Annotated in this window: 28 protein-coding genes; 14 read left to right on the forward strand and 14 right to left on the reverse strand. The window is 49.3% G+C overall.

Going from position 1 to position 24,023, the window contains the following annotated elements:
• The first annotated feature begins 146 nt into the window (after positions 1 to 146).
• From AWQ23_RS11170 to AWQ23_RS11175, 3 genes are all read left to right on the forward strand, one after another.
• Positions 147 to 1,103, forward strand: coding sequence for a ParA family protein (locus AWQ23_RS11170; protein ID WP_062435421.1), 957 nt, complete (start codon positions 147 to 149; stop codon positions 1,101 to 1,103).
• Positions 1,104 to 1,177: 74 nt separating this feature from the next.
• The gene (locus AWQ23_RS16205) at positions 1,178 to 1,345 is read left to right on the forward strand and encodes a hypothetical protein (RefSeq protein WP_198158647.1); all 168 of its coding nucleotides are present in this window, start codon (positions 1,178 to 1,180) and stop codon (positions 1,343 to 1,345) included.
• Positions 1,346 to 1,371: 26 nt separating this feature from the next.
• Positions 1,372 to 2,145, forward strand: coding sequence for an ABC transporter permease (locus AWQ23_RS11175; protein ID WP_062435427.1), 774 nt, complete (start codon positions 1,372 to 1,374; stop codon positions 2,143 to 2,145).
• A 4-nt stretch (positions 2,146 to 2,149) separates the two neighbouring features.
• On the opposite strand, the gene AWQ23_RS11180 is transcribed toward AWQ23_RS11175, so the two are convergent.
• Together AWQ23_RS11180 and AWQ23_RS11185 are read right to left on the reverse strand one after the other, a co-directional pair.
• Positions 2,150 to 2,923: an HAD family hydrolase gene (locus tag AWQ23_RS11180; protein ID WP_062435432.1), complete on the reverse strand. Its 774-nt coding sequence runs from the start codon at positions 2,921 to 2,923 to the stop codon at positions 2,150 to 2,152.
• Positions 2,923 to 3,240, reverse strand: coding sequence for a DUF1825 family protein (locus tag AWQ23_RS11185; RefSeq protein WP_012307841.1), 318 nt, complete (start codon positions 3,238 to 3,240; stop codon positions 2,923 to 2,925). The genes AWQ23_RS11180 and AWQ23_RS11185 overlap by 1 nt, the downstream gene beginning before the upstream one ends.
• A 123-nt stretch (positions 3,241 to 3,363) precedes the next feature.
• On the opposite strand from AWQ23_RS11185, the gene AWQ23_RS11190 reads away from it, so the two are divergent.
• Complete coding sequence (locus AWQ23_RS11190; RefSeq protein WP_062435435.1) at positions 3,364 to 3,756, forward strand: SHOCT domain-containing protein; 393 nt, start codon at positions 3,364 to 3,366, stop codon at positions 3,754 to 3,756.
• Here the strand turns inward: AWQ23_RS11190 and AWQ23_RS11195 are convergent.
• The gene (locus AWQ23_RS11195) at positions 3,753 to 4,856 is read right to left on the reverse strand and encodes an aromatic ring-hydroxylating dioxygenase subunit alpha (protein ID WP_062435438.1); all 1,104 of its coding nucleotides are present in this window, start codon (positions 4,854 to 4,856) and stop codon (positions 3,753 to 3,755) included. The two genes, AWQ23_RS11190 and AWQ23_RS11195, sit on opposite strands and share 4 nt — an antisense overlap.
• 512 nt (positions 4,857 to 5,368) lie before the next feature.
• Here AWQ23_RS11195 and AWQ23_RS11205 point away from each other — a divergent pair.
• The 8 genes from AWQ23_RS11205 to AWQ23_RS11235 all read left to right on the forward strand — a co-directional run bounded on the left by AWQ23_RS11205 (position 5,369) and on the right by AWQ23_RS11235 (position 12,348).
• Complete coding sequence (locus AWQ23_RS11205; RefSeq protein ID WP_030007319.1) at positions 5,369 to 5,599, forward strand: DUF2811 domain-containing protein; 231 nt, start codon at positions 5,369 to 5,371, stop codon at positions 5,597 to 5,599.
• 15 nt (positions 5,600 to 5,614) lie between these two features.
• Entirely contained in the window at positions 5,615 to 6,235 is a 621-nt protein-coding gene (gene pth, locus AWQ23_RS11210; protein WP_030007320.1) for an aminoacyl-tRNA hydrolase, read from the forward strand.
• A complete protein-coding gene (locus AWQ23_RS11215; protein ID WP_062435444.1) occupies positions 6,204 to 7,199 on the forward strand; it encodes a hypothetical protein in 996 nt (331 codons plus the stop codon). The genes pth and AWQ23_RS11215 overlap by 32 nt, the downstream gene beginning before the upstream one ends.
• Before the next feature lie 42 nt (positions 7,200 to 7,241).
• Positions 7,242 to 7,490, forward strand: coding sequence for a DUF5340 domain-containing protein (locus tag AWQ23_RS11220; RefSeq protein WP_062435447.1), 249 nt, complete (start codon positions 7,242 to 7,244; stop codon positions 7,488 to 7,490).
• 212 nt (positions 7,491 to 7,702) lie between these two features.
• The gene (locus AWQ23_RS11225; protein WP_062435450.1) at positions 7,703 to 10,576 is read left to right on the forward strand and encodes an RNA helicase; all 2,874 of its coding nucleotides are present in this window, start codon (positions 7,703 to 7,705) and stop codon (positions 10,574 to 10,576) included.
• Between the two features lie 79 nt (positions 10,577 to 10,655).
• Positions 10,656 to 11,111 carry a hypothetical protein gene (locus AWQ23_RS16020; protein WP_157072222.1) on the forward strand — a complete coding sequence of 152 codons (456 nt, stop codon included), beginning with the start codon at positions 10,656 to 10,658 and terminating at the stop codon, positions 11,109 to 11,111.
• Positions 11,112 to 11,140: 29 nt separating this feature from the next.
• Complete coding sequence (locus AWQ23_RS11230) at positions 11,141 to 11,731, forward strand: hypothetical protein (protein WP_062435453.1); 591 nt, start codon at positions 11,141 to 11,143, stop codon at positions 11,729 to 11,731.
• Between the two features lie 149 nt (positions 11,732 to 11,880).
• A complete protein-coding gene (locus AWQ23_RS11235) occupies positions 11,881 to 12,348 on the forward strand; it encodes a GNAT family N-acetyltransferase (protein WP_062435456.1) in 468 nt (155 codons plus the stop codon).
• A gap of 78 nt (positions 12,349 to 12,426) precedes the next feature.
• Here AWQ23_RS11235 and AWQ23_RS11240 read toward each other — a convergent pair whose 3' ends face one another.
• Positions 12,427 to 12,795: a hypothetical protein gene (locus AWQ23_RS11240; RefSeq protein ID WP_012307851.1), complete on the reverse strand. Its 369-nt coding sequence runs from the start codon at positions 12,793 to 12,795 to the stop codon at positions 12,427 to 12,429.
• A gap of 192 nt (positions 12,796 to 12,987) precedes the next feature.
• Between AWQ23_RS11240 and uvrB the strand changes: the two genes are divergently transcribed.
• Positions 12,988 to 15,009 carry an excinuclease ABC subunit UvrB gene (gene uvrB, locus AWQ23_RS11245; protein ID WP_062435459.1) on the forward strand — a complete coding sequence of 674 codons (2,022 nt, stop codon included), beginning with the start codon at positions 12,988 to 12,990 and terminating at the stop codon, positions 15,007 to 15,009.
• Between the two features lie 67 nt (positions 15,010 to 15,076).
• Here uvrB and bchI read toward each other — a convergent pair whose 3' ends face one another.
• The 7 genes from bchI to AWQ23_RS11280 all read right to left on the reverse strand — a co-directional run bounded on the left by bchI (position 15,077) and on the right by AWQ23_RS11280 (position 20,731).
• Complete coding sequence (bchI, locus tag AWQ23_RS11250; RefSeq protein ID WP_012307853.1) at positions 15,077 to 16,159, reverse strand: magnesium chelatase ATPase subunit I; 1,083 nt, start codon at positions 16,157 to 16,159, stop codon at positions 15,077 to 15,079.
• 54 nt (positions 16,160 to 16,213) lie between these two features.
• Positions 16,214 to 16,972, reverse strand: a complete 759-nt coding sequence (locus AWQ23_RS11255) for a DUF429 domain-containing protein (protein ID WP_062435462.1) — start codon at positions 16,970 to 16,972, stop codon at positions 16,214 to 16,216.
• A complete protein-coding gene (locus AWQ23_RS11260) occupies positions 16,973 to 17,812 on the reverse strand; it encodes a pentapeptide repeat-containing protein (RefSeq protein WP_062435465.1) in 840 nt (279 codons plus the stop codon). It abuts the gene before it with no gap.
• Positions 17,813 to 18,086: 274 nt separating this feature from the next.
• Positions 18,087 to 18,482, reverse strand: a complete 396-nt coding sequence (locus AWQ23_RS11265) for a hypothetical protein (protein ID WP_062435468.1) — start codon at positions 18,480 to 18,482, stop codon at positions 18,087 to 18,089.
• Positions 18,483 to 18,640: 158 nt separating this feature from the next.
• A complete protein-coding gene (locus tag AWQ23_RS11270) occupies positions 18,641 to 18,835 on the reverse strand; it encodes a DUF2862 domain-containing protein (RefSeq protein ID WP_012307858.1) in 195 nt (64 codons plus the stop codon).
• Between the two features lie 41 nt (positions 18,836 to 18,876).
• Positions 18,877 to 20,202: a recombinase family protein gene (locus AWQ23_RS11275; protein WP_062435471.1), complete on the reverse strand. Its 1,326-nt coding sequence runs from the start codon at positions 20,200 to 20,202 to the stop codon at positions 18,877 to 18,879.
• A gap of 22 nt (positions 20,203 to 20,224) precedes the next feature.
• Positions 20,225 to 20,731, reverse strand: coding sequence for a bifunctional nuclease family protein (locus tag AWQ23_RS11280; RefSeq protein WP_030007331.1), 507 nt, complete (start codon positions 20,729 to 20,731; stop codon positions 20,225 to 20,227).
• Positions 20,732 to 20,892: 161 nt separating this feature from the next.
• Here AWQ23_RS11280 and ribE point away from each other — a divergent pair, with 161 nt between their 5' ends.
• Positions 20,893 to 21,576, forward strand: a complete 684-nt coding sequence (gene ribE / locus AWQ23_RS11285; protein ID WP_062436645.1) for a riboflavin synthase — start codon at positions 20,893 to 20,895, stop codon at positions 21,574 to 21,576.
• Here the strand turns inward: ribE and AWQ23_RS11290 are convergent.
• From AWQ23_RS11290 to AWQ23_RS11300, 3 genes are read right to left on the reverse strand one after another with little or no spacing between them, the layout of a single operon-like run.
• A complete protein-coding gene (locus AWQ23_RS11290; protein WP_062435474.1) occupies positions 21,571 to 22,524 on the reverse strand; it encodes a DUF6208 family protein in 954 nt (317 codons plus the stop codon). The two genes, ribE and AWQ23_RS11290, sit on opposite strands and share 6 nt — an antisense overlap.
• 22 nt (positions 22,525 to 22,546) lie before the next feature.
• Entirely contained in the window at positions 22,547 to 23,221 is a 675-nt protein-coding gene (locus tag AWQ23_RS11295) for a M15 family metallopeptidase (protein ID WP_062436647.1), read from the reverse strand.
• Positions 23,222 to 23,234: 13 nt separating this feature from the next.
• A complete protein-coding gene (locus AWQ23_RS11300; RefSeq protein ID WP_012307864.1) occupies positions 23,235 to 23,939 on the reverse strand; it encodes a TrkA family potassium uptake protein in 705 nt (234 codons plus the stop codon).
• Positions 23,940 to 24,023 lie beyond the last annotated feature (84 nt).

The following is a 24,023-nucleotide window of genomic DNA, read 5'->3' on the forward strand; positions in this document are numbered from 1 at the left end:
CCTGACCATTAGCATCCTCAATTTTGCGGTTGCCCTAATTCCCAAAGGAAACTAGAAGATGGCGGTACAATAACTAAAAATCTTAACCTAACACCCTTAACTTCCCCGTCAATCCACTCACCCAACCACCTATTTCCCAGGTTCCTATGGCACTCATCATTAGTACCGTCAACATGAAAGGGGGCGTTGGTAAAACCACCCTCACCGTCAACCTCGCCGCCTGCCTTGCCCGCCAACACAAAAAACGCGTACTTGTTGTTGATCTCGACTCCCAGATTAGTGCCACCCTCAGTTTGATGCCTCCCCAGGATTTTGCTCGAATCCGCAAAGGCCGCCGTACCATTAGCCATCTCATCGAAATGGCCATCAAGCCGACCCTCAAACAAAGCCTGGACATCAACGACATTATTTGCCCTTACATTGCCAACGTCCAGGGCTTAGACCTCCTTCCCGGTGACATTGAGCTTTATGACGAATATCTCGTCTCGGAAATGCTGCACCAAAAAGCCCATAAAGATCCCAGCCTAGACTTTCAAGCCATCTGGAACAATTTTGAGCTGGTCTTAATTCGTAAGATCCTGGCCCCGGTGATGGATAAATATGATTTCATCATTATGGACTGTGCCCCCGGCTATAACCTGGTAACCCGGAGTGGTTTGGCCGCCAGCGATTTTTATATTTTGCCTGCCCGCCCCGAACCTTTGTCTGTGGTGGGAATTCAACTACTGCAACGGCGAATCCGTGCCTTACGGGATAGCCACCAGGATACTGACCCTAGAAATATTGATCCGATTAAATTAGATCTATTGGGCATCGTTTTTATTCTCTCTGGTGGGAGCCTGCTCAATCGCTACTATAACCAAGTGATGAAACGGGTTAGTGACGACTTTACCAGTACGCAAATTTTTAAATACAAAATCCCCATGGATGTGAATGTCGCTAAGGCCCTGGATACATTTCAGCCGGTCGTTGTTTCGATGCCAAATACGGCTGGAGCGAAGGCATTTATGAAACTCACAGAAGAGTTCCTGGCGAAACTCAAGGAAGCAGGGGGCCTCGCAGAGCAGCGTCCTTCTCGAATTAACCTCGCGGATATCGAATAGACCTGGGCAAGCTCCTATTTTTTGGGGTATGGTCTTTAGCGGATGGTATGTATTCCTACAAAGTTTGAATTGCTATGACAGATCTGGCTGTGCTTAAAACAAAAATTGACGCGATCAAAGGTAAACGGACGGTATTACTTAAGCTGCTTGAAAATCCGAATATTGGTACCCTACGGCTCGATGTTAACCAAGCCCTCGAAGAATTAGACGAATTGATTATGGAGTTGGATCAAACTCTGTAGGCCATGATCGCTAGGCACCTTTACGGATGAAATATTGGTACGAAACGATCGCCGTTAGCCAGAGAATCTTATTGGAGTTATGGCGGCGACGACGGAGCTTAATTTTTTGGATTTTATTTCCGGTTTCTCTCCTCTTCCTCAATGGGTTTATTTTGGCGGAACGGGCAGGGTTAAGCTTGGCTGAAGCCATGGAATTTGCCGCCCCCTCAACGCTGGTAGGAGCGGCTCTATTTTTCAGTTGCTTGGGGGGGAGTATTGCAACGGTCGTTTCGGAACGGGAACAACATACCCTCAAGCGTTTATTTATCTCTCCTTTGAGTGGGACGGCCTATTTTCTGGGGATTTTCCTGGCCCATTGTTTGATAGGGATTGGTCAGGCACTATTGGTCTTTGCGATCGCCATTTTTGTGGGCGCGACCTTTACGGGGTCGGTGGTGGTGGGCATTGGGATTATTTTCCTGAGTATCATCGCCTATGTGGGGGTTGGCTTTATTCTAGGTACCCAACTGGCGAAACGCACAGAGGATGTGAATGCTTTAGTTGCGACCTTCGGCGTACCGTTACTGATCCTTGGAGGCGCTTTTTTACCGACTTCCCTCTTCCCGGAGGCTTTGCTAAATGCGGCCCAATACAATCCGATTTTTCACATGAATGAGGCTTTGGTGGGTCTTTGGGCTGAGGGAGAAACCATTGGGGCGATCGCCAATCATCTATGGTTTTTGGGCATCTTTGCCCTGGCGATGATTGCCGGGGGATGGCTGTCCTATCGGCGAATGATCCAAGTAGAACGGCAACTGTAGACTTTTAGCGAATTTTTTCAGTGGCCGTTTGAACCCATTGGGATAAATTTACGACGGGAATCCCCTGCTGTGTAGCGCTAGATCGCTCAGGGGCAGTGTTATAACCCCAGTCCGCGAGAAACAGTTGCAGGGTGTTTAATTCAGGTTGCTGTTGGACTTTTTCTAAGGTTTTGAGGCGATCTTCAATGAAGCAAAAAGTCTCTACCTCTGGTGAAAGCAATTGTTTTAAAGTGACGGTTTTGGGCTGTTTTTGCTCTTTGCCAAAAATCTGTGCCGCCGGGAAATCGACATTTTGGTGCTGGAGTAACTGTCGCGTAAAACGGGCTTCCTTCGTTGTGATGATGTAAGGCGTTACGTCATCCTGATCCAGTAAGTTTTGCAGTAAAGCCACCATTCCTGGATAAAAATGATGCCGCCCCAGCCATTGGTCTAATTGGGTTTGCAGTTGGCGATCGCGCACTTGATCAAGAGCTTCTATTAGCTGGACAGCATTGAGATTTTCCTGCTGTAAAATTCGCTGAACAATGGCTGACCATGCTTGCCAAAGCTGAATAGTGGGAATTCCTTGCCGCAAGGCTCGCAGGAGGATAATCATTTCCCAACCCGTTTCAATCAGAGGGCGTAGATCATTGAAACTCGCCTGTAAGGTTGCTGTTGGGGTTATGGGTTCGTCCGGCCAAATTCTTTGATAGCCAAGCCAAGCGGAATGAAAGTATTCAGGACGTCCGTCACAGATCACCCCATCGAAGTCAAAGGCGATAATTGTTTTTGCTGCCATTAGTCAGGGATTTGGGCCTTCATGCGTTCGAGGGTCAGATTCATCTGGTCAAACATTTGTTGGGGGGTCATGCCAAACTGACCAAGCTGGGTTTTCATCTGCTCAACGGCCATTTGAGCCATAAAGTCATCGGAGAGTTCAAAGCGTTTCATGAAAATTTTGTAGCGATCCATGACGCTTTCCATCTGGTCGATGTACATTTTTTTGCCTTCCCGGTCGAACTTACCAAAGTCACTGCCGAGTTGGACTAAGTTTTGGTAGTCTTCAAATAAAGTTTTGGCTTCCTGCTGGACAATTTCTGAATCAAAAAATCCCATCATTACTCCTATGCACTGCTGCGGCTTGGATAAGTTGCTCTACCATAGGGGGTGAGTGTCTTCCTTAAATTTTAGTGGAGGCATTTCCCGTCGCAAAGTATGGTTTTCCACATCTAAGCTGCCATGAAACAGGCGATCGCCAAATTTTTGACCCAGCCCAAAGACCGAAAAGTTGCTGTCGGTCTCGCCCTCCTTGGTTCGGTAACGCCCCTCTCCGGCGTCCACAAATTTTATGTCGGGCAACCAGTCTGGGGCGTTGTGTATATTCTCCTCTGGTCAACGCCGATCCCCCAAATTGCCTGTGCCATCGAAGCGGTCTGGTACCTACTGCAAGATTTTGACTCGTTCCAAGCCCGGTTTGGTCTAACAAAAGCTCCAGCGTCTGACCAGGCGATCGCCGCTGTCCAACAAACTGCTGCCATTGGCGAAGCACTCCGGGAGCTGGAAAAGCTCCGAGTAGAAGGACTGATCACCGAATATGAATTTGAGCAAAAACGCCGCCAACTCTTAAACTAAGCATTAGTCTGATCTTGGGCGATCGCCTGCTGTTTAATCAATCGTTGCACCGCCATCAACGCCCGGTTTAGCTCCACATTTTGGCGTTGGGGATTTTCTAGATAAGCCTTTTGTTCTTGTTCGATCATCAACACATCCTGTTTCACCAAGCCATCCAATAGCCCTTTGGCTGCATTGAAACAGAGATCCTTTACCCAACGGCGGAACGGCACAGGTAGCTTGTGGAGTCGCCAGAAGGCATTGAGGGAAGTGAAATGCAACAAATAAGCGCGGGTGCGAGTGCTGTGGGTCGGACAAAACAAGCACATAATCTTAAAATCATTCCCCAAAGTCGCGCTCCAGTTGGGGTAAACATAGCTCACATCCAACGGTTCCGGGTGGAGCTTGCGCAGGGCCGGAAAAAACAATTGGGAGATCGACCAAATCTTATCAATTTTGTAATAGCTCTGGGCTTCGTAGTGGGCATCTACCCGCTGCTCAGTTACCTGGATATCCTCCAACTTTGCCGAGGCCCATGCTTGGTAATTGTCATGGAGGTGACCATGGTACATATCCATCAAGTTTTCAATCAGATAGGAAAAATGCCCCTCACAGTCGATGGTCGTCACACTGACGATGTAATTTAAATGATCCCATTCTGGAATCGGCAATGGTTGAATGGCCTCGTCGGTTAAATGTTCGGGATCCCCCGGAAAGACCCAAATAAAACCATCCTGTTCCCGCACGGGTAGGGTGCGAATCTTACAAGCGGGCCGCTTCTGATTTTCCGCGAGATAGGGCACATGGGCACAGGTACCAGACGCATCAAACTGCCAACCATGGTAAGCACATTCCAAGTTATCCCCAACCACTTGACCAGAACTGAGCTTCACTTGGCGGTGGGGACAGCGGTCTTCGAGGGCTTGGACTTGACCGGCTTGATCTCGATAGAGCACGAAATCTTCATGCCAGAGGGTAAAACCCAGGGGCTGATCCGTTAACTCAGCACTGCGGGCAGCCACATACCAATGGTTTCTATTGATGCCACAGGCGCGCACATCAAGCTTTTGAGAGGTAGCAGAACTCGAACTAGCGACGGCTTGGGGGTGGCGATTGTGCATGGGGAAGCGGCGTACCGGAGGATATTTTGATTCTAAAATTTAAACAAAAATCCTGACAAAATTCACCTTTCCTCACAAATTTGCAATTCTTATTTTTCCTGCAACAATTCCCCCAATGATTCCCCATGGTTTCCCCAATCTATTTCATTTTTTCCACAACTTTCCCCAGGTTTTCCACAGCTCAAAACGATTTTCTTGGGGCTTCGCATGGGTCTGGGGAATTCTCTTTTTGAACTCGAGATCCACACCGCAAGGGCGTGTAAACATGAAGAACTGTAAACAAAATGCCCTTGAAACCCTTGATTTTTCGTGGATGACTAAAAGGCGATCGCCTTGGCGTAACATTTTGCAATATTGACAAGCCCACCCCTTTATAGACAACAATAGGGCGACGACCGACGAAACCGAAGGAAACGCCAAGACCCTTTTTCAGCAATTTCCAGATCCGTTCCTTCGTCCCTCGCTAGTTTAATTTTTCAGTCCCGCAGATTCCGACAGAGCTAAAGTTAATGATGAACCCCACCGTGAGCATTTTGGCCGAAATTCCCGAAGCCCTACACCAATCCCTAACCGACTACCTAGAAACCCATCCCAATTGGGATCAAGACCGGGTTTTTGCGGCGGCATTGTCCCAGTTTCTGCTCCAAACCGGGGAAGGACAAACCCCACGGGAAGCAGAAAATTACCGTACCTGCGCCAGAGTATACTTAGAAACGCTCTTTGAGCAGTCGAAGTCCTACTAAGTATTTTGTGAGGTTATGGGTCAAGACAAACCACTCGTCATTCCCCAGTTGATTGTGGGACTGGGAAATCCAGAACCAAAGTACGATCACACACGCCATAACATTGGTTTTGAATTTGTCGATCGCCTCGCCGCAGATTGGGGTGCGACCCTCCAAGACAATCGAAAATTTCAAGGGGTTTGGGCTGAGGTGCGCCGCAATGGCCAGAAACTCGGTTTACTCAAACCCACTACCTATATGAACCGTTCTGGACAGTCTTTACGGGCTGTGATTGATTGGTACAAAATTCCCCCGGAATCGGTGCTGGTGGTCTACGACGATATGGATCTCCCCCTAGGACGACTGCGGTTGCGCCTGCAAGGATCAGCAGGGGGCCACAACGGGATCAAATCCATTATTTCCCACCTCGGCACCCAGAAATTTCCCCGCTTACGTATTGGCATCGGCAAAACCCAACTCAAAGGAGACCGACCGACTATTTCCCACGTGCTTGGGAAGTTTGCACCAGCAGAAAAGCCTGTTTTAAATGATGTCCTAGGGCTTGCGGAAGAAGCATTGGCCCTAAGTCTCCGGGAAGGGGTGGAGAAGGCCATGAGCCTCTATAATGCCCGCAGTGTTGAATCGAGTCAGTCATAAGGGTATTGCAGGAATTTTGAAAGGAAAGTTATCGCGGCTCAAGCCCTATTTGCGTTGGTTTATTGTTGGCCTGACGCTCTTTTTTTTGTTGGCAACCCTCCGGAACCATTGGCAAGAGGTGGCCCAAATTCGTCTGGATCATCGGGGGTGGCTCTTGGTGGGAACAAGTATCTTAGTAACAACAGCATCCCATGTGTGGTCGGCGTTGGTGTGGGGACGGATTCTCGCTATCTTTCGGGTACCCCTTGGTTATGGGGAGGCGATCGCCTTATATCTGCGGACGAATATGGCGAAGTATTTGCCGGGGAATATTTGGCATTTCTACGGACGAATGACCCGGATTGTGGCGGTAGGAAGTCCCTGGGGCGTAGCGAGTTTAGCAGTGCTATTGGAACCGCTTTTATTGGCAGCGGCGGCGGCGATCGCCATGGTCTTGGGGTTGGGGCTTAGCCTCGCGCAACTGGAGCAATTGCCGCTTTTAAAACTATTGGTGCCCCTGGGCTTGATTGGTGTCCTCGGTGGCATTCATCCATACTTTTTTAATCCTGTCATCCAAAAAGTTTCCCAAGGGAAAACCCAGGATCATGACCCGGTGCAGCTGAACATTTATCCCTGGCAACCCCTGCTGGGAGAACTGGTTTTCATTGGCTTACGGGGGACGGGATTTCTTTTAACTTGGTGGGCGATCGCCCCCCTGAGTGCCTCCCAGATTCCCCAACTGCTGGGGGTCTTTAGTGGGGCGTGGTTGGCCGGATTTATTATTCCTGGGGCACCGGGGGGATTGGGGGTATTTGAAGTGGTCGCCCTGGCCCTTTTAGAAACAGTGGGAAATACAAATGTCGGTGTTGGCAGCCTGTTAACCATCGTGGCCTTGATGCGGGGGGTCAGTATTCTGGCAGAAATTTTGCCCCTGGGAATTTGGGGTTGGCGATCGCCCGTCCAAAAGTTGCCCCCGGAGCTCTGATATAGTGAGACCTCAAAGTCTGCGCAATACTTTTTGATTGTTATGGAACCTTTACCCTTGCCTTCCCACATCCACTACGAAACGATCCTGCAAATTTTGGAGCGCAAAGCCCAACGGGTCGCTGCCAAAGATCCCATGACCCAGACCCAAATCCAACAATTGATCCTCACTCTACGCAAGGCTTTTTCCCAGCAAAAGCAACTAGAGCGTAGTTGTGACCAGCTCCGTATCCCCTACGAGTACCATTGGTCCCTCAGTAATCAAACCCCAGATCACACCCCAGAAGCATAGAATTTCAACACTCCACCATTTTTTCAAATCGAAAAACGCTATCCACAGCACATTTTTTGGGCAAGCTAGGTTGGCATTTTCCCGCTGGGCCTGGAGGACTCCCCTTTATAATGGATTTTGAACAAAAAATTCATAGCATAAACAGTTTTTTGATTTCGGTAGACCGAATTCGTTAGGCCAAAGTACCGGATCAGGAGCAAAGGTGGGTTAGGTTGCAAGTAGATTTAAATCAAGTTTTTCCGTTTCAGTTAGATCAATTTCAAAAACAGGCGATCGCCGCCCTCGATGCCGACAGATCCGTGGTGGTCTGTGCGCCGACTGGCTCCGGTAAAACTGTCATTGGCGAATATGCGATCCACCGGGCCCTCGCCATGGGGCAACGGGTTTTTTATACCACTCCCCTGAAAGCGCTCTCTAACCAAAAATTCCGGGATTTTGGCGAAACCTTCGGCGAAAAACAAGTGGGTTTGATCACGGGCGATATCATCATCAATGCCCAGGCGACCATCGTCGTCATGACCACGGAAATTTTCCGGAATATGCTCTACGAAACCCCCATTGGTCAGGTGGGCACGTCCCTGGAAAATGTTTCAACGGTCGTCTTGGATGAATGCCACTACATTAGCGATCGCGGTCGCGGCACCGTCTGGGAAGAATCAATTATTTATTGTCCCTCAGAAATTCAGATTGTTGGCCTGTCGGCGACCATCGGCAACCCAGAGATTTTTACCGCCTGGATTAACAAAACCCGCCAAGCGGCCCACGAAGACCACCCCAACAGCAAAGAACACCGCTGCGAATTAGTCGATTCTGACCACCGCCCCGTACCTCTAGAGTTTCTTTACAGCAATAAAAAAGGCTTGTACCCGCTCCTGGATCAGGGAGGGAGCAAAATGAATTCGCGCTTGCGATCGCGTACCAATGCCCCCCAGGGTAAGCGCAAAAAACGCCAACGGGAAGATTGTCCTAGTTTATTTGCCATTGTGCGCCAACTCCGCCAGAAGGATCTCCTGCCCGCGATTTACATTATCTTTAGTCGGCGGGGCTGCGATCGCTCGGTGACCCAACTCAACGACATCACCCTCGTTTCCCCAGAAGAAGCCAAACTCTTGGAAGCGACCCTGCTGCACTTTTTCTTAGATAACCAAGGGAAGCTCCAGGAAAAGCTCCTCAATCAATGTGATGACACCCCAGAATTTAAAGCCCTGGTGCTGGATTTCATCGCCAAAAATCCCTTTTCCACCGAAAAGTTAGTGGACTATCTCCAGGAAAATCTCCCCCTGCGCGAACAGCTTTGGCAATACCTCGCCCAACAGTCAAAATTCGCCCGTCCCGAACAGGTGGAACCTCTACTGCGGGGCATCGCCGCTCACCATGCGGGGATTCTGCCAGCCTGGAAAGAACTGGTCGAAAAGCTGTTTGAAATGGGCCTCGTGAAATTGGTGTTTGCGACGGCGACTTTGGCCGCAGGGATCAATATGCCCGCCCGCACCACGGTAATTTCTGCCCTCTCGAAACGTACTGATGAAGGACACCGGATGCTGACACCTTCGGAATTTTTGCAGATGGCGGGTCGCGCGGGTCGTCGGGGCATGGATAAAGTGGGCTATGTGGTCACTGTGGAAACGCCCTTTGAAGGGGCAAAAGAAGCCTCTCGCCTTGCCCTCTCCAGTGCAGAACCCTTGCGCAGTTGGTTTACGCCTTCCTACGGTATGGTGTTGAACCTTTTACAAAAACATAGCCTGGAGGAATCAAAGGAACTCTTATCCCGGAGTTTTGCGGAATATCAGGTACAACAACAACTCAGCCCGGAACAGGAGGCGATCGCCGAACTGACTACGGAAATTGCCCGCCTCGATATTGACCTCGCGGCCTTTGATGAACGGCAGTTTGAACGCTACAGCAAACTCAAGGAACGGCTCAAGGAAGAAGAACGGCTATTGGGGATTCTCCGGGAGCAGGCGGAACTCGAAAACCGTAAACTGTTGGCCCCTTTGTTGGATCAGCTCCCCCTCGGCTCCATTTTGCACCTCAAAGGGAAAAACCTGCGGGTCAAAGAAGCGGTTCCCGCCGTCCTTGTAGAACAAACTGAGGAACAGCAGTTTCTGTGTTTGGGCACCGATAAACGTTGGTACCTAATTAAAGAAACGGACGTGGTGGCCCTCAATGAAGGTCTTTTTCCCGCCGATCAACTGGCGCAAATTCCGTTACCCATTGATCAAAATCTTACCCTTGGGAAAAATGGCAAAATTGATGCTGAAGCTTTTCCCCTCGTGGCGGCGATCGCCGATTACCTTCTGCCCCTCACCGAAGCCCCTGAAGTAGAAGCCCAAAAACAACGCTTCGCCGCTGTTCAGGCCAAATTTGCCGCTTCTCCCCTGAGCCAGCAGGACAAACCCGGCAAACTCCTCAAACGTCACCAGCGGCGCAAAGACCTCCGCAAAGAATTAAACCGTCGCCAAACCCTCTACCGTCAACACGCCAACAAACGTTCCTATTACTGGCAAGATTTCTTGAACCTGATTGAAGTCTTACAGGAATTTCGCGCCCTCGACGGCTATACACCAACGGTTTTGGGGCGTACTGCGGCAACAATTCGTGGGGAAAACGAACTATGGTTGGCGCTGTGTCTGCTTTCTGGCCAATTAGACCACCTCGCGCCGGAACATTTGGCCGCCGCTATCTGTGCGATCATCAGCGAACCGCCCCGGGGTGATAGTTGGACAGATTATTCTCAACCCAATGCCGTTTTAGAAGTGCTGGGCATCCGCAAAAAAGACCAAGGCCATAACCCCGTTAGCCTGTGGGAATTGCGGCGACAACTGTACCAAGTGCAAAAACATTGCGGTGTGACCATGCCCGTTTGGCTTGAAAGTAAATTTATCGGCCTAGTAGAGCAGTGGGCCTTGGGGGTCGAGTGGACTGAACTCTGTGAAAATACCAGCCTTGATGAGGGAGATATTGTGCGGATGTTGCGGCGCACGGTCGATGTTCTCTGGCAAATCCCCCAAATCCCGGAGATTAAACCTGTTCTCATGCGCACTGCCAAAGAGGCGATCGCCAAAATGAAACGCTTCCCCGTTTAGATTCGCTAATTCCATCAACAGTAGTTCAAAATCACACTTTCAAGATAAGATTGGCTTAAATTGATTGAGAAGCTTATTCATGCTCAAAAAAACTTTGTACGCAACTTTTTTGGCTTTTTCAACTATTCCTGTACTAGGCCTGCCTGCCCAAGCAAGCAGTTGTCGCTTTTTCGATAATGGATATAGTCTGTCTTCGAACTGTGAATTTCCTAATAGAGGTGGTGTTTTTAGAAATGGGGAATGGGAAATATCTATTGCACGTGTTCAAAGCGAAGGCTTTGGCTATATGTATAAAGGCCGTAATAGGAGAACAGGAGATTCTTTGTTTTTAGAGACGTCAGAGGTCATCGGTACTACAAGCAGAATGCAATACATTTTTCGCAATGGAAATTATAGATATACTGTAACCATTCGACCTTCAGAACCCAATGTCATCCGCCTAGAGGTTTACCAAGGAAATAGAGTCCTTCTCAATCAATTATTAAGTCGTGTTGGTAATTTAGAGAGCGCCTATCAACGGATATTTTCTCCGTAGTTCAACGCATGAAAAAATAGAGAGCTTGTATGCCTTTCCCAAGTCAATGGAAACAGTTCTGCGAGTGGAATAAGATTAATAATAAAAATATTCCTGATTATATCAATTTGTCAGAAATAAATAGATTCGCGGCTAGGTATCGTCTAGCAAGTGGTTTTAAAGGTCTTGATGTAGAAGGTTTTCGTCAAGAATCAACAGTTAATGGATACAGTGCTACTTTCAAGGTTTTTTTGGCATATACTGCCCTTGAACAACTACATAAAGCAACAAGATCGAACCCGCAACATCTCCATGAACGTTTTGGAGAATCTCAACCAATCTTGGCAGCAAAACTAAGAGATTTTTCTAATATTTTGAACTTTCTTAGGGAACAATTAGCGTCTGAAAAGCTAAAAAAAGAGTTACAAAACTTTATCGATGAAAAACATGATGTTTGTCTTTATGTCGCAACAGGTCTACGTCATGCGTTTAGCCACGGCTTTATGAGTGTCCATGCAAACAATACAACACCCCAGCAAACAATTGAGTTTTGTGAGGTGCTCAGTACAATGCTTTTGGAGCTTGCAAATCGCGAATTTTCTGAAATCACTGATTCTCTTTGTGAGAATAGTGTCGAATAAACAGAATGTTGAGTAATCAAAAATAATCGCCAAAATGAAACGCTTCCCCGTTTAGGTTCACCCTTGCGGAAGCCAATCATCTGTGAGTAATTGCCCCAAAGAGGAAGGCAGGAATTTTCCCATTTCTACAAAATGTCTAAAGGGTTGTTATGGTTACGATTCGTCCGTTTCAAACTCAGGATATTCCGGCGATCGCCCAACTGTTCCACGACACTGTCCATACCGTCAATGCCCAGGACTATTCCCCGGCCCAACTGCGAGCCTGGGCACCCGATGACCTGTATTTCCGCGATTGGGAAACCCGTTGTCATGCTTGCTTTACCTACGTTGCCGAAGAGGATACACAAATCCTTGGGTTTGCGGAACTTTCGCCAGCGGGTCACATTGGCTGTTTCTATTGCCACAAAGATCACCAACGGCGGGGCATTGGTCGCCAACTCTATCAGGCACTCCTCGCCCAAGCGCAACGGCTGCAACTCAGCACCTTAACCGTCGAAGCCAGTATTACCGCGAAACCTTTTTTTGTAGCCTTGGGGTTTCGGATTCTCCAAGAGCAACAGGTTCAACGCCACCAACAAACATTAACGAACTACCGGATGATCAAGCAGCTTCGTTAAAATTTTCCACAAAAAAACCCCTAGGGGATAGGGGAAATGGTTTGGCGATCGCCATTTTTTAATCGCCACTTTGTAAAGTTAGTCGAGGTAGCCGATCAAAGTCGCCATATCATCGGTTTCGTTGGGGGCCACGGGGCGATTCCCCATAATGACGATAGTGTCGCTGACCTGGAGGTGGCTGGCCATAATCGGGCGATTCCCAGAAACGGTCATGGTGCTAGAAATTTCCATTGTGCCAGCGGTCACCGGGCGATCCGCACCAGAGGAACGGTAAGTATGCATCACCTTGAGATGGCTGGGTTCAATGGGACGATTATTGGGGAGGCCTAATTTGGCAGGCTCTTTTACAGAGAGAGCAACCACCTCGTCTTTTTTCGCCGTGCTACGGGAACGGGTGGGACTTTTAGTTGTGCTATCGTTCGTGGAAGTCGAATTTTCGGTGGTCATGGGATTTCTCCTTGAGGTATCTGAGCCAACACCTACTGAATCAAAATTTTGAGTAGGATTATGTTTTAAGAATTTTTTCGTTACTTTACTTCAATTATCCCAAATGATGGGACAAAGATTCCTTGCTGATCTTAGACACACTTTGTCATAAATTCGCAACATTGTTTCTAAAGTATCTCATTAATTTAAGTTATGTCTAACGGGAGTAATGTTTTGTTTCGTCTCCATGCCCCTTTTGAACCTACTGGTGATCAACCCCAGGCGATCGCCAAATTGGTGCAATCCTTAGAATCCCAAGCGAAATATCAGACCCTCTTGGGGGCGACGGGTACGGGCAAAACCTTTACGATGGCGGCGGTGATCGCCCAGATGCAGAAACCCACCCTCGTTTTGGCACATAATAAAACCCTCGCGGCACAGCTTTGTAACGAGTTGCGGCAATTTTTTCCCTACAACGCCGTGGAATATTTCATTAGTTATTACGACTACTATCAACCGGAAGCCTACATTCCCGTCACCGATACTTATATTGAAAAAACCGCTTCGATCAACGACGAAATTGATATGTTGCGCCACTCCGCCACGCGATCGCTGTTTGAACGCAAGGATGTGATTGTGGTGGCTTCCATTAGTTGCATTTACGGGTTAGGGATTCCGAGTGAATATTTAAAGGCAGCTATTTCTCTCAAAGTAGGGGAAGAATTGGATCAGCGGGCGGTACTGCGGCAACTGGTGACCGTGCAATATAACCGCAATGATACCGATTTAAGTCGCGGCAATTTTCGGGTGAAGGGCGACATTTTAGAAATCGTTCCTGCCTACGAAGATCGGGTAATTCGCGTCGAATTTTTCGGGGATGAAATTGATGCAATTCGTCTCCTTGATCCCGTCACGGGTGAAATTTTACAAAGCCTCGATCAGGTTAATATTTATCCCGCCCGCCACTTTGTTACGCCCCAAGAACAGTTGGCGATCGCCTGTGAACAAATCAAAGCCGAATTAGATAGTCAACTCACAGTTTTAGAAGCAGAGAATAAACTCCTCGAAGCCCAGCGTTTAAAGCAGCGAACGAGTTATGATCTCGAACTTTTACAGGAAGTTGGTTATTGTAATGGTGTCGAAAATTATTCCCGTTTCTTAGCGGGTCGGGAAGCCGGATCGCCCCCCGAATGTTTAATTGATTATTTCCCTGAAGATTGGCTTTTAGTGGTTGATGAATCCCATGTCACTGTGCCGCAAATTCGGGGAATGTATAACGGTGATCAAGCCCGCAAAAAAGTCTTAATTGACCATGGCTTTCGGTTACCTAGTGCCGCCGATAATCGTCCTTTAAAGTCTGAAGAATTTTGGCAAAAAGTCAATCAATGTGTGTTTGTTTCTGCGACCCCCGGTAATTGGGAAATCGAGCAATCAGAAGCGCAGGTTATTGAGCAAGTCATTCGTCCCACAGGCGTTGTCGATCCAGAAATTGATGTGCGCCCCACCGACGGACAAGTGGATGATCTATTAGGGGAAATTCGTCAGCGGGAAAAATTAAAAGAACGAGTTTTAATTACCACTTTAACGAAACGAATGGCGGAGGATTTAACGGATTATTTCAGTGACCAGGAGGTAGCCGTGCAATATCTCCATTCTGAGATTAAATCCATCGAACGAATTGAAATTTTGCAGGCGCTCCGCAAAGGTGAATTTGATGTTTTAATTGGGGTCAATTTACTCCGAGAAGGTTTAGATTTACCGGAGGTTTCTCTCGTGGCGATTATGGATGCCGATAAGGAAGGGTTCCTGCGGGCGGAACGGTCTTTAATCCAAACCATTGGGCGGGCCGCCCGCCACGTGCGGGGTCAGGCGATCCTCTATGCCGATAATCTTACCGATAGTATGGCAAAGGCGATCGCCGAAACAGAACGCAGACGCAAGATCCAGATCGAATACAACAAAAAACACAACATCACCCCCCAACCGATCAAAAAACGCGATGAAAACGCAATTTTATCTTTTCTCGATATTTCCCGCCGCTTAAATACCCAGCAATTACAACAAGTTGTTGAACATATGGAGGAAGTCCCCCTCGAAAAAATTCCCGATGTGATTAAGCAGCTAGAAGAGCAAATGAAAGAAGCCGCCAAAAATCTCGAATTTGAACAGGCCGCTCTACTCCGCGATCAAATTAAAAAACTCCGCCATCAACTTTTAGGGAGTCACGATAACTAGCGAACAAAAAAGCTGGAGAGAATTTCTCCAGCCCTGAGGATGTAATGTTATGCAATCAAAAAATGGTTTACTCGTCTTCTTCTAGACCAAAGACGCGGGCGACAATTTTCTGGACTTTGTAACCAGAATCAATTGATTCAAGGGGATCTTTCCGCAGACGGTGTCGCAGACAAAGGGTAACCACCCGGCGAATATCATCCACGGTCACTTCGGTGCGGCCTTCATAGGCGGCGAGGGCTTTGGCGGCGCGGTTGGTGACGATATCACCCCGGAGACCATCCACATCCGCTTCGGAACAAACTTCGGAGATCTTCACCTTTAGTTCTCGATCAATGGTGACCTGGGGTAAAAGTTCCTGGGCGCGGACAAGGCGTTCCTGTTCTGCTTTTTGCTCGGCGTCGTATTGTTGCAGAAATTCTGTGGGATTTTGGTCAAAGGCCGAACGACGTTCGACAATTTCAACGCGCTGTTCGGGATTGCGTTCGGTGCGGATCTCAGCGTGCATCCCGAAACGGTCGAGAAGTTGGGGCCGCAGTTCTCCTTCTTCGGGGTTGCCGGAACCGACAAGGACAAAACTGGCAGGGTGACGAATGGAAATCCCTTCCCGTTCAACGGTATTCCAACCGCCAGCGGCGGAGTCGAGGAGAACGTCTACCAGGTGATCATCGAGGAGGTTAACTTCATCCACATAGAGGACACCCCGGTTTGCTTTTGCCAAAAGACCCGGTTCAAAGGCTTTTACCCCTTCGGAGAGGGCTTTTTCGATGTCGATGGTGCCACAAACCCGGTCTTCTGTTGCGCCGAGGGGCAGGTCAATCATCGGCACTTTTTTGCGGGCGACTTCGATTGGTTCGTTGTTTTCGAGTTTTTGCCGCACTTCATCGCCCATGAGTTCAGGGTTTTTGGGGTCGCTGTTAAAGGGATCGTTGGCAACCACTTCGATTTCGGGCAGGAGATCGGCTAAAGCACGGATGGTGGTGGATTTTCCGGTACCGCGATCGCCCATGATCATCACGCCGCCGATCTTGGGGTCGATGATGTTGAGTTTGAGGGCCAGTTTCATTTCATCTTGGCCGATTACCGCCGTAAAGGGGAACACCACACGACGTTTTACTTTTTCTTGGGGAGGAGCTTCAGCCGTTACTGTCATATCAATAGAAACTTTTGTAAGGGAACGTAATTTTTTATCTTAAAAATTCACAATTTATGATTGCTGATCACCCATCGTAACAGGTGCTGGGACGATAATGTAACCGGAGTGGCGATCGCCGAGGGTTTGGTTTTTCGCCTGGCCCCAGTACCACCAGTAGGCTCCCACATAGGCACAAACTAAGGCATCGATGCGGTCTTCGATTTCCTTGAGATCACTGCCTTTGGCCGTTGGGATCGGTTGAACGAGATCGTCCCAGCGGTGATTTAAGCTCAATTGCGGGGTAAGGATCGTCAATACTGCTTCAATTAGACTCACCAAACGTAATAATTCCTGGCGGCGATCGCCTAACTTTCCTTTTTTGTATTTGATGATTCGCTCTAGCTGAAATAGACGCACCATCGCCGGGTGGGGAAACACCTCAATCTGGTAACGGCCCGGTTTTCGAGCGTCAATTTCCGGGGCATGGCCAAAGCCTAAGGCTTCAAGGTCCAAGCCCAATTGGGTGGTGCGGGGCGCAAAGGGGCGGTTTAAATTGGCTGGATAACAACCCGCGTGGTATTTCCCAAAATATTTGTGGGTGAGGCGATCCGGGAGGCGTGTTCCCGTTTCATTGGGGATAATTGTCGGCGCATCAACGGCAACGAGGCCCATTGTTTCTTTCGGGAGCAGTTGATCAACCCAAGTGACAATTTCGGCGGGATCAAGAAGCAGATCAAACTGGGCGATCGCCAAATGCTGATCTTGTATTTCTAGACAACACAAACCACTGGCACCGGACGTCCAACCAAAATCAACCCCCAGAAATTTCACTTAATTACCCACATCAAGACCTTCGGGGAGAATTGTCCCATCAAAAATCGCGTTGTGGAAATTTACTTGATCCACCGTTGCATCCAGCAGTACGGCCCGGGTCAGATTCGCACTGGTGAAATTTGACCAATAAAGCTTACTGCGGAAAAGTTGCGCCTCACTCAGATCCGCCCCCCGCATGGTCGTCCAGGCCATTTGTACCTTCCGGAGTACCGCATGGCGCAGTTTAACGTTGGTAAAGTTGGCGCTATTAAGTTTCGCCTGGCTAAAATCTGCGTGGTCGGCGATCACCCCGGTGGCATTGACCCCGTGCATAATCGCGTGGGAAAGGTTGGCTCCCTTTAAATTCGCGCCGATCAAAATCGTGCTGGTGAGGTTTGCATTTGCAAGGTTGGCCCCTTCTAGGTTGGCCTGGGTTAAGTTCGCCCGCCCAATAAAGGCATCCGTTAAGGTCGCATTGGTCAGGTTAGCTTCCCGCAAAATCGCTTCGTTGAGGGTGGCACAACTGAGATCCGCTGAGACCAGTTGAGCATTGGTTAAATTGGCTGCCCGGAGTCCCCCATAGGTGAGTTGGGCGGTGGTTAAATTCGCGTCGGTCAGGTCACAGGAAATTAAATTCGCTTCACTGAGATTGGCTTGGAGACTGCTATTGGTAAGATCTGCCTCCCGAAAATTTGCCTGCTTAAGGGATGCCCCCGTGAACACAATCCGGGACAAATGACTTTCCCGCAGATTGATCCCATCAAAGTTGCCGCCCCCCAAAAACGCCCCTTCAAGGTCTACTTCCCGGAAATCCCGTTCTCCGGCCGCATAGCGTTCTAATAATTCTCCCGCATCCATTCGTTTCAAAATGGTATTCCTCCTGAGACTGTGACTGGGCCAAGGCTGTGACCCAAGACATGGCGAATATGAACTTTATGAGTTTTATGAATCTTTAGTCTGCTTTATCGCATTGTAGAGTTACTGGTCTGGGGATTGGCGATCGCCGCAATGAAAAGATAATTGTCAGATGAAATTTTCCCCAATAAAAATCCCACAGACGATCCGGAGTTGTAATCAAGCATCGATCTATGGGGAACCTAATGGAAATGGGCCGAGGCCACAAAAGTCGGTTTTATTCGAAGGTTTCTGTGGGGGTGATGAGCGAACTTTCCTCCGGAGTTCCATTAACAGCAGAGGTTTCGGCTTGTTTTTTCTGACGCCAATATTCCTGTAGTCGGGAGCGATAATCGGCAGCCGCGTTATTAATGTTGGAGTTTGTGCTCTCGCGGAATTGTTCTGGATCCTTATTGCCTAAGCGCATCATGTGGATCAAATCATAGGGATTGAAGCCATCTGTGTTGCCATAGAGGGAAGAATTTTCGCTTTGTTGATAGTTCCCTTCGAGATCGCTGGCAGTTTGAGCTTGGCTCGGCGCGAAGGGCACACTGGCGATCGCGACACTAAAACCACAGATGAGAGTTAGTAGAGCAGGTTTTTTCATGAGCTTATCGGCAATGGAGTTGCGCATAGATCGTCTTTGATGACCATTGTGCCGCAAAAAAGTTTCAGGCGTGAGGGTAATTACCCTCGGCTTATGGTGAAATTTTGGCTTTGGCGCACCGACAAAAAACGTCCCCCCACGGGAGACGCCTCGGTGGTCTAATTGGGCAGTTAGAAAAATGTGTCCTAGGATGCGGGACGCAGTTCATCCCCAAAAAACCAAGTGGCGGTTTTATCATCAAAGGTCACGATCGCCCCAATGCCGCTACCGTCGGTGACGCGAAAGTCTGTGATGGTGCCTACTTTACCGAGTTTATCGGCGAGATCTTTACCAACACGATCCCGCAAACGGTAGATTTGTACTTTTTGCCCGATTTCCATGCCAATTATCGCTGTACTAATAAGGGTTTAGTTGAATTAAATCATTCATCAGTGTATCGGAAACTGGTCGAAAAAATGAATTTTAACTGGATTTGCCAATCGTCACGGCTAGTACGGTGGAGTTGGATTTGTTCGATAAATTCCCGCAGGTAAAAGCGTCGCTCGGCTTCCGATAGGTCATACCAAAAAGATTCGAGGGTAATGGTTTTGGCGATCGCCCCCAGGTTAGCGGGGGGGAGTTGGTTTAATTGGGTTTGCAGTTGGCTAATTTCGCTGCGCAGCACATAGCGGCGTTGGACAGCCGTTTCTGGGTCAAAAATGCCCTGGGCCGTGAGATCCGGGAGGGCGGCAATGAGGCTTTCCTTTTGTTGAATCTCCTGTTGAATCTGGCCCTGTTGCTGATCCAGGGAGGGGCCTTGGTATTGCTGGGCGATCGCGGGGAACTCCTGGCAAATGCTTTGTACGGTGGCCCGGAAAATTTTGTCGTAGGCGATCGCCCGGCATTTGGGCTTGCAGGGGCAGGCGAGGGGACGCAGGTATAGATAGGTTTTGGAATGATTACGCCGACTGACACGGCTAATGGTGAGGGCACTGCCACAGGTTTGACATTGCACCAGCCCGGCTAAACAACGGGGAGCACTGGCACTGCGGGGGGCGAGGGGACGATTGCGGCGCAGGAGGCGATCAATTTGGGCGGCTTCGTTGTCGGTGAGGATTGCGGCGTGGGTTTTGGGAATGGTTGTTCCGTCGCAGTAATGGAGCTGCCCCCGGTAGACGGGATTGCTTAACCAGTTGCGCCCGGTGGATACGGCAATTTTTTTCCCAAAGCGCTGTTCTAGGTGACGCACGGCCCCCCGCAGGGAACCGAAGAGAAGGAAATGTTCACAAAAATCTTTCACCACAGGGGCGGTACTGCGGTCGATGAGGTAACGGTCTTGGCCCCGTTTGTAACCGTAGGGGGCTTTGCCTGGGGGTGGCAAAAATTGGCGGCGGTTTTTGGCGTGGCCCCGTTGAATTTTTTGTTGTCTGAGGCGATCGCCAATGGTTTGAAAGAGTTGACCCAGGGCTTTTTGATCCAGCGGTTGATCGCTTTGGTAGTTTTGTTCGGTGGCGATAATTCCCACACCATAATTTTCGATGTGCTGGAGGCGATCGCCAATCTCGCTGAGGTTATCCCCCAATTCATCGAGGCGACGTAGTAGTAAATAATCAGGGCGATCGCCGGTGTCGAGATCCGTGAGTAACTGGATGAGCTGTTGCCGTTGCCCCCAATCGCTATAAATGCGATCAACTTCGACCCCCCATAGTTCCGGTTCTGGGGCGGCATCCAGGAGTGGGTCACTGTAGCTGTAGACAAAAATTGTCATCCGCCTTGAACCCTCCTTCGGTTTAGCTTTCCTCTGGGTTGGCGGATTGGCTGTGGCGAATTAAATCTTCGGGGCTGAGTTGATCGACAAAGGCGCGAAAGGCTTGTCGTTCTTCTTCATCGGCATCTCGGTCTACGGGAATTGAAGCCTCAGAAATCACTTCCTCCACAACCCAGATCGGACTTTCGGTGCGTAGGGCAATGGCGATCGCATCACTGGGGCGACAGTCAATTTCTTGGGTTTCTTCCCCCTGGGAGGTACAAAGCACCGCATAGAAAGTGTGTTCTTCTAGGGCATGGATAATGATTTTATCGAGGGTGAGATCCCAAGCTTCCAATAGATCCGCAAAGAGATCATGGGTGAGGGGCCGTGGCGGTGTTTTTTGCTCCAAGACATTCATAATTGAGCGGGCTTGATCCTGGGCAATATAGATCGGTAAGGCACGCCGTTCCGAGGCATCCTTCAGGAGAATGATCGGGCTCCGAGTAATGGCATCAAGGGCAATGCCAGCAACGTGCATTTCAATCATGGATCTGGGCCTCGGGGTAGGGATGGCAACGGGAGCAATATTTGATTCCCTTACTAACTAGTATCCTACAGCTTCGATATTCTGGGGGGATGTTGGGCCTGATTTTCGGTCAATTCCCGCTACAATCGAATGGCCCTTTTACTGCGATCGCATCACGCCCTGTGTTTACTGGATTGATTCAAGCCCTTGGTACCGTTAAAGCCCTTGGTGGCGATCGCTTTGCCATCGATATCCAGGGCCATGGGGCCAGTCAAGTGATGTCGGATCTGGCCCTCGGTGATAGTGTGGCCGTAGATGGCGTTTGCCTGACCGTCGAAACCATTGCCGAACAGGGGTTTGTTGCTACGGCCTCCCCCGAAACCCTAAAACGAACCATCCTCGGTGATGCCGTTTCCCGTTCCCATTGGGTGAATATTGAAACGTCCCTGCGGGTGGGCAGTAAGATCGGCGGTCATTTTGTGTCAGGCCATGTGGATACCATTGGTGCTTTAGAAAAAGTTGTCGAAACTGCCCGTGCCTGGGAATTGTGGTTTACGGCGATCGCCGATTATCAAGCGACTTGGGACATGAATATTTCCCCTTGTTTGGTGTCTAAAGGCAGCATTGCGGTCAATGGCATTAGTCTAACGGTGGCCGAATGCGATCGCCTGGGCCAGTGGTTCAAAGTAGCCGTGATTCCCCATACCTACGCCGAAACGAATTTGGCCTATCTCAAGCCGGGCAGTTGGGTAAACCTAGAAGGGGATATCCTCGCAAAATATGTCCAGCGATTTGTCAGTTACCAACGGGAGCAAAAAGCCCCGGACATTGGCCTCGACTTCCTCCAGGAACATGGCTATCTATAACGACTGAATTGCCAGTTTTTTCTGGTGGGGCGTAACCTGGGTTTCTTCGCCCACAACGCTCGGTAATTGTGCCTCGGCTGCTTGGGTACGGGGCCGCATCCGAATTAGATAGTAGCCTTTTTCTCCCAGGGGATCACAGGTCAACTTTTCGGTGATTTTTTGCCAACGCAGGGGAAAACTAGCGCGGTTATAGAAGGTGAGATAAAAATCAAATGTCTGCAGCCAAGGTGATTGGATGGTAATTTCTAAATGTTCTGCTGCATCTAAAGCGCCGTAGAAAAATTGGGTATCGGTGGCGCCAACGGGCAGAAATTCTCCTTTGACAAAAGCTGCGGGTAAGACATCCCGAAATTTAAATAGCGTAAAAATGTAGTAGTGGAGCAGACGAAAATAAAGATTTGTTTTCTGGGCTAGGGTTTGATAAAAGTCGTTATTTTGGGGCGAAACGACCAAGGTCGCTACGGTTAGATCTAGGTCTGTTTTAACTGTCGGAAAGCGGGGATTCACCTTGGGGTGGTAGTAGCGTAAACCGACGGTATATTTGCCCTTGGGTAAGGAGATCTTGAGTTCTGTTTGGCTGGGATCGTCGGTAAGTTGCGTGAAATTCAACACCGTGCGATAGCCCGGAAAGTCGTAGATACAACCGACCCAAGCTTCCGTGGACTGACGGATGGTTTCGAGGTTAATGGTGAGTTCTTTTTCCACAGAAAGTGGCCCCAGGGTACCGATAATGGCGTGGGTATTCCAGCGGGGTGCTTTGGTCATTAAAACGGGTAAGCTGAGGAATTTTTGGAGGGATTTTTCTCCAATAATGCGCCATTCTTTTGCATTTTTTTTATTCAGCGCCAAATACAAAGTGTAGAGATTGCCAACTAGGAACTTGTTGACTTTATAAAAGCCAAAGGAAAAGATTGCCAAGGGCAGTTCTAACCAGGGTTTGCGCGCCATTATTTATCAGAAAAATTGTGTCCTAGATTCTACCGTAGTGGGCGATCGCCCTTTGGGTTTGCCAGGCCCAGAGCTGATCCCCATAGGAAAAATGCCACCATTCGTTGGGGTGAATCACAAAGCCTGCCTGTTCCATGGCCTGCCGAAGCAGTTGGCGATTGTGATGGTACTGCTGCTCTGAGGGACTGGTGGCGGCGGCATAAAAATCTGGGTAGGAGCGATCGCCAATGTCATCAATCTCTCCTCCCATCGGCAGAGGTTCCTGAGCGCGGTTTACCAAACGGACATCAAGGGCCGCGCCGGTACTGTGGGGCGGTGGGGTCGCTGGATCGCGGCTCGGCACGGCCCAAAATTGCAACACCTGCTCCCAAATCTGGGTTGTTTCGGGGGGAGTTAGGGGGCGATCGCCTTTTAGCTGGGTGAAAGTGTAGTCCACCATAAACTGCTGCACCGGGATCGGTCGGTAGGCATCAAAGATCTGAATCCGTAACTCTGGATGGGCGGCCTGTAAAAAATCCTGGGCTTGGATGAGCTTTTCAAGCACCTGACGGCGCAAAAAATAAGGCGATCGCCCCCCATAATCAGCCCCCAAAGCCATGTAGGGGTGGGGCGTCACCAAAGAAAAAAGACCTGCGGGGATTGATACCAGGGGGTCATCACTGGTTGCGATGGGGATCCGTTGATAGGGTTTGGTCATGGGACGGGGCAACTTAGGACAACGGTAGGCGATGGATCGCGTCATTAGTACCAATCACCATCATCATTAGCGACTTATCCAGGCGATGCTCTGGCCCAGGGTTAATTTCAAAATGCTCTTCATTGCCCACTGCTAACACATTCACCCCGTAGTTGGCCCGTAGAGACAGTTCCGCTAGGGTTTTATCATGGAAAGCCTCTGGGATTTTAATCTCAACAATGCTGTGTTCTTCGTCAATATCAAAGCGGTCGAGGATTGACGGTTTTGTGAGGGTCATCGCGAGGGCGGCCCCGGCTTCATATTCTGGGTAAACAATCCGGTCGGCCCCCACCCGTTTTAGGAGCTTGCCATGTACCTCCGAGGAGGCCTTAGCCACCACATGTTCGACGCCCCCTTCCTTCACGTTTAGGGTCGTGACAATGCTTTCTTGGAGGTAATTCCCAATCGCCACAATGACGGTGTCAAACTCAAAAATGCCCGCCTGACGCAGGGCCATCACCTCGGTGGAATCCAACTGCATTGCGTGGGAGACGAGTTTTTCAGAAACCACCTGGGCGACTAATTTCGGGTTGATATCGGTGCCAAGGACTTCGTAGCCCATGTTGTGTAATTTTGTGCAGACGGCGCGACCAAATCGTCCCAGGCCAATGACCGCAAACTGACGACTTTCTTCCTGCCGAAAACCCTGAAAGAGAAAATTCCAATTCCGTAAATTCACCGTTTGTTTTACTCCAAAACCCAAATGGTTGTTAACTCGTGGCTAATGTGATTGCGAAAGGTTCAAAATGCTGTGGAGGCGATC

This window comes from Picosynechococcus sp. PCC 73109 (assembly GCF_001521855.1).
Taxonomy (GTDB): Bacteria; Cyanobacteriota; Cyanobacteriia; order Cyanobacteriales; family MRBY01; genus MRBY01.